The sequence below is a fragment of the Frankia sp. CeRuru1 genome (assembly GCF_977966315.1).
Window position 1 is genome coordinate 1267 of record NZ_CDWWEW010000431.1, and the last position, 3015, is coordinate 4281.

The following is a 3015-nucleotide window of genomic DNA, read 5'->3' on the forward strand; positions in this document are numbered from 1 at the left end:
GATGGTGATGTTGCCGAGAACCTTGGCACCGGCACCGATGATCACCCGGTCGCCGATGGTGGGGTGCCGCTTGGCCGGTTCCAGGCTGGTGCCGCCGAGGGTGACCCCGTGGTAGATCGTGACGTCGGCGCCGACCTCGGCGGTCTCCCCGATGACCACGCCGGTGGCGTGGTCGATGAAGACGCCGGGGCCGAGCGTGGCGGCAGGGTGGATCTCGACCCCGGTGAGCATGCGGGTGAGCGTGGCAACCACGCGCCCGGGCAGCCGCAGGTCACGGGTCCACAGCCAGTGGCTGATCCGGTGGCCCCAGACGGCGTGCACGCCGGGGTAGCACAGGGCGATCTCGAGGATGGAGCGGGCGGCCGGATCCCGCTCCTTCACCGTGCGCAGGTCATGGCGCAACGTCGAGAGCACAGCCGGTCACCCGAGCCCGGCGAACAGCGGTGTGCTCAGGTAGCGCTCGCCGAAGTCCGGAAGCACGACGACGACCAGCTTCCCGGCGTTCTCCGCGCGGCGGGCCACCTGCAGCGCCGCCGACACCGCCGCGCCCGAGGAGATGCCCACCAGGAGTCCCTCCTCCCGGGCCAGCCGGCGGGCCAGGTCGAAGGCGTCCTCACCATCGACCTGGATGATCTCGTCGACGAGGCCGGTCTCCAGGACCGGCGGGACGAACCCGGCGCCGATGCCCTGGATCGGGTGCGATCCCTTCACCCCGCCCGAGAGCACCGGCGACGCCGACGGCTCCACGGCGACGAACCGCGCCTCGGGCCTGCGCTCCTTGATGACCTGGGCGACGCCGGTGATGGTACCGCCGGTGCCGACCCCGGCGACGAGCACATCGATCTGCCCGTCGGTGTCACGCCAGATCTCCTCGGCGGTCGTGGCGCGGTGGATCGCCGGGTTGGCCGGGTTCTCGAACTGCTGCGGGATGAGGTACCGCTCGTCGTTCTTCGCGAGTTCCTCCGCCTTCGCGATGGCGCCGGGCATGCCCTCGGCACCGGGGGTGAGCACGAGCTCTGCGCCGAGGGCCCGCAGCAGCATCCGCCGCTCGGTGCTCATCGTCTCGGGCATCGTCAGGACGCAGCGGTACCCGCGGGCGGCGCACACCATGGCCAGGGCGATGCCGGTGTTCCCGCTGGTAGGTTCGAGGATGACGGTGTCCGGCCCGATCAGCCCCGCCCGCTCCACGGCGTCGACCAGGGCCACCCCGAGGCGGTCCTTCACGCTGTGCGCCGGGTTGAAGGACTCCAGTTTGGCCACGACCTGGGCTCCCACCCCGTCCGTGACGCGACGCAATCGGACCAGCGGCGTGTTGCCGATCAGTTGCGTGATGTCTTCCGCAATCCTCATCGATGTTCTCCTCTGCCGGGCCCCGTGGTCATCCACTCTGCCAGGCCCGCGCCTTCCCGCCCTTCCTAACGACCTCGACGGGCCTGCTGGTTCGTCCACGGCCGGGAACGTAGGCCCACAGGTCCCCCTGGGCCAACATCCGGAAGCCCCGGCCCGCAGGGTCGTCGGTACCTGTACCGGCGCCTCAGGCCAGGCGCATCTTGGCATCCTCTCCGCCTTGAAGGGCGGAGGTTCCCGCCTGCTACGCCGCTGTGGGCGTGGGCTTCGGGTGGGTTCCCGCTTCGCCGCGCGGTGCCGGCACGGAGGCCGGTCTTACCCGCGCTCCACGGGCGTTTACGGTCTCCGCCTGCCCGGCGGCGACCCTGCGCCCTTCGGCCCTGATGTTCCGTGCCGCGTTCACGTCCCGGTCGTGGACGACCTCGCAGGCCGGGCACGCCCACGACCGGACCGCCAGTGGTTTCGGCCCGTCCTTCACCCCACACGCCGAACAGACCCGCGATGACGGGAAGAACCGGTCGACCTTCGCGAATGCCCGGCCATGCAGCGCGGCCTTGTACTCCAGCATCGCGATGAACTGGGACCAGCCGGCGTCGTACACCGACCGGGCCAGCCGGGTCCGGCCAAGACCGGCCACGCACAGGTCCTCGACGTACACCGCTTGATTCTCGCGGATGATCGTCGTGGAGAGCTTGTGCTGCCAGTCCCGTCAGGCGTCGGCAACGTGGGCGTGCGCCCGTGCCACCTCGACGACAGCCTTCTTCCGCCTGGTGCTGCCCTTCTTCTTGCGGCACAGGTCCTTCTGCAACCGGCGCACCTTCCGATGCGCCCGGCGCGGGAACTTCGGCGACGTGACCTTCGTCCCATCGCAGAGAACCGCGAAGTACTCCAGCCCGAGATCGATCCCCACCTCGGAGTCCAACGGGGGAAGCGGCTCCCCCTCCACCAGTACGACGAACGACGCGAAGTACCTGCCCGCCGCATCCCGGATCACCGTCACCGACGACGGGTCGGACGGCAGTTCCCGCGACCAGCGAACCGGTACATCTCCGATCTTCGGCAGCCTGAGCCGATGGCCCTCGGTCACCACGAACCGGGCGTTCTTCGTGAACCTGATCGCCTGCCGGCTGTCCTTCCGCGACCGGAACCGGGGCGGCCCAACCTTCCGGCCTTTCCGCTTCCCTGACAGCGAGTCAAACCAGTTCCGGTAGGCAACGTTGAGATCCGCAGCGGCCTGTTGCGGCACCACCGCCGACACGTCGGCGAGCCACGCCCGTCGCGGGGTCTTCTTCGCCTCGGTAATGACTCGCTTCGACAGTTCCCCAGCCGACACGTACGGCAACCCGACGGTGTGTGCTTCCTGCCGCAGCCGCAGCCCGTCGTTGAACACGACCCGGGCGCAGCCGAATGTCCGGGACAGTGCCGCCCTCTGACCCGGCGACGGGTCGAGGCGGAAGTTGTACCGAAGCCGCACAGATCGAGCCTACCATTGGCCTATGGGCAGCGATCTCGACATCCGTACTGGCAGGCACTGCGTTTTCGCGCTGCACGCCCACTTGGTTTTCGTGACCAAATACCGGCACCGCGTCTTCGAGGACGGGCACCTGACCCGACTGGAAGAGATCATGCGGGCGGTGTGCGCCGACTTCGAAACGGACCTTGCCGAGT

Annotated in this window: 3 protein-coding genes and 1 pseudogene; 1 reads left to right on the forward strand and 3 read right to left on the reverse strand. The window is 69.3% G+C overall.

The genetic code is table 11. The features are described from left to right. The 3 genes and pseudogenes from epsC to AC08OP_RS22000 all read right to left on the reverse strand — a co-directional run. A partial coding sequence (gene epsC, locus AC08OP_RS21990; protein WP_476615917.1) for a serine O-acetyltransferase EpsC occupies positions 1–414 on the reverse strand: 414 nt, incomplete at its 3' end. Between the two features lie 6 nt (positions 415–420). Further along, a complete protein-coding gene (gene cysK, locus AC08OP_RS21995; protein WP_476615918.1) occupies positions 421–1350 on the reverse strand; it encodes a cysteine synthase A in 930 nt (309 codons plus the stop codon). A gap of 241 nt (positions 1351–1591) precedes the next feature. After that, positions 1592–2821: pseudogene (locus tag AC08OP_RS22000) on the reverse strand (RNA-guided endonuclease InsQ/TnpB family protein). Positions 2822–2843: 22 nt separating this feature from the next. Between AC08OP_RS22000 and AC08OP_RS22005 the strand changes: the two are divergent. Continuing rightward, a partial coding sequence (locus AC08OP_RS22005) for a transposase (RefSeq protein WP_476615919.1) occupies positions 2844–3015 on the forward strand: 172 nt, incomplete at its 3' end.

Excerpts from the sequence above, each read along its gene's own strand:
- cysK (WP_476615918.1), bottom strand. The coding sequence starts at position 1,350 with ATGAGGATTGCGGAAGACATCACGCAACTGATCGGCAACACGCCGCTG.